Source organism: Prevotella sp. TF12-30 (genome assembly GCF_003436715.1).
GTDB classification, from domain to species: Bacteria; Bacteroidota; Bacteroidia; order Bacteroidales; family Bacteroidaceae; genus Prevotella; species Prevotella copri_A.
The window spans coordinates 1-2,459 of the sequence record NZ_QSQJ01000090.1; the positions used below are offsets into that span (position 1 = coordinate 1).

General features: G+C 39.2%; 1 protein-coding gene. It reads right to left on the reverse strand.

Annotated elements, in window-relative coordinates; translation table 11 throughout:
- Nucleotides 1-241: 241 nt before the first annotated feature.
- Nucleotides 242-2,011 carry a hypothetical protein gene (locus tag DXD25_RS16080; RefSeq protein WP_117664366.1) on the reverse strand — a complete coding sequence of 590 codons (1,770 nt, stop codon included), beginning with the start codon at nt 2,009-2,011 and terminating at the stop codon, nt 242-244.
- Nucleotides 2,012-2,459 lie beyond the last annotated feature (448 nt).

Sequence of the window (2,459 nt, forward strand, 5' to 3'; positions counted from 1 at the left end):
CATTATCAAGCATAACAAAAATAATTTTCTCATATTTTTTTGTATTTTGAATTTAACATACATCTATAAAAAAAGATTCGCCTCATAACTTCATTATTTTTGGGGGCAAAGATATAAAAAATAAAGTTATGAGGCGAATCTTTTGATTACACGTTTTACATTTATCACGAAATTCAACTAATATAACATATTAGAAATGAAAGCTTTATATGTCATATTACATTTTTTACACTGATGGCAATTATATCCTCCAGATATTGGCATCAAGGGTTTTGGCTCCGCTTTTACCAAATAACTTGCTGTTGATTTTCGAACGGATATTGGTTACTTGCTGCGACCCGACACCCAATAAAAGAGACAGTTCAGAAGGGATGAAATGTAGTTTTACCAATATGGCTACAAGATATTCCCTGTCTGTTAATCCTTTGTCCGGAGCAGAAATGAAGCGAATAAAATCAGGCTGTTGCTTTTCGACCAATGATTTCAACTTTTCCCATTCACTATCTGAGATCTTGCAACTCACTCCATTTGCCTGCGCATGGAAATGATTCACCAGTTCATTATCAAGCAAGCTAATCTCCGTCATCCAGTTCTCATTTTCACCAACCTGATGAAAAGAATTCAGAGCCAGATTCATCTGCTGGATTTCCTGTTCTTTCTTCCGCCGATACTGTTCAAAATTATTTTCTATCATTTTCAAATCGGCAACAGAACGCTTATACTCATCAAGCACCTTATTATAGTCTGCGTTTATTCCAACCAATACAGCCTTTCTCCGCTTCATCTGCTTGCGTATGTATAAAAAGACAACAACTGCAACAAAAATCAAGACAACGACGCCCAAAGCCATAGATAACCACAGCAGCTGATTCTCCGTCTGTGCTTTCAAAGCTCGCTGCTGGTAATGCTGATAATCATACATGGATTGTATATTATACATGGACTCCACAGTGCTATGCCTATAGGAAGAATCATTGGCATTGACAAACAGCTGGGCATACTTGGATATGGAATCAGGAATCCCCTTGAGCTGATAAGCAGTATGTAATCCTCCATAAGCCGCCTCTTTATGTGTAAAAGTAATATGGTCTGCCGTAAGTATCTTACGGAAATAGCCAATTCCCTCATCCACCTTGCCTATGCCGCAATAATATCTACCTATATTATAATATAAGAGTTCACTACCTCTACGAACCTGATTTGGGGTAATAAACTGATCTGCTTTTTGCCGCATCATCTGGATATAATAACCAGCACGCTTATAGTCTTTCCTGTTAATATAGACATCTATGATAGCATTCAAACCATGATACATTTCTGAACCCAGCGCGTTTTTCATGCAGAAATGATGAGCATTGAGGGAAATACTCAAGACTGAATCCGAATTTCCCAAGTCATAATAACCGCCAACCTGGTTGCGATAAGCAACTACTGCTGCCAATGTATCCTTAGCCATCCAAGCGTATTTAGCAGCAAGCTTCGCTTCTTTTATCGACATCAGAGGAGAAGATTCCTTGTTATACAAAACTACCATAGCGCCATGAATCCTAGCCAACAAGGCATAATCACACGAAGCACTCGTGGTATCAGCCAATTCCACTGCCTTATTGTAGTTATCGAGAGAAGCAGGGGCATCCTGCAGATCCCGATACACGCAACCTAAAAGATAATATGCCAGCATTCGCTCATTCACAGAGCCGTGCTTGTCGTAATAGGCAACCACCCGCTTCATCACGCTATCTGTGGTAAAATCCACAAAGCTCTTGTTCATCGCCTTGGCATAAATCAGATCATAATGCATCTGTTGAGCCTTACTCATATCAGGCTTCTGCGCCTTCAGGCTATCAAGCATGGCTAAGGCTGTTTGTGCCGAATCCTGACAGACATCCATCAAACTATCAGCACTTGCCATCTTGGAATCCACAAAACGATTCCCGCCACATGAAACCAGCAGAAACAAAACGGTTATGATAACTATTTGCAGAAAATAATAAGTTGTCTTTCTTTTCATCGTTGCATATTTCTTATATAGAATGCAAAAATAACACTTTTTGTTGGAACCAAGGATATCATTTAAGGAAGTTTTTGAAAAAAGCCTAGGTAAGACAACTATGAAGCGAGTAATATCTTCTTCTAATGGAAATAGTATTTACTGCACGATTAATATGTTTTTATCATTAGGGAAAATCTTCGTTCAGCGACGTTGAATGTGTGTTCAACGTCGTTGAATGTACGTTCAAAGCTTTTGAACGGCGGTTCAACGTCGCTGAACGTAGATTTTCCCTAATAACAATTACTTTTTCTTCTAGGCTTTTGGAGTTTTTAGATACGGAATAAGTCTGGAGTTTTAAGGCTTTTGCCCTTACAGGGCGACAGGTTTGCATCCGTAATTACCCAGGGCGCTGCCCTGGGCTAGGGGCTTCTGCCCTTTCTATTATATTTGCACTTGGAAAAATAAA

Bases quoted from the DNA above. Each gene is read 5' to 3' on its own strand.
- DXD25_RS16080 (WP_117664366.1), bottom strand. From the start codon at position 2,011: ATGAAAAGAAAGACAACTTATTATTTTCTGCAAATAGTTATCATAACC.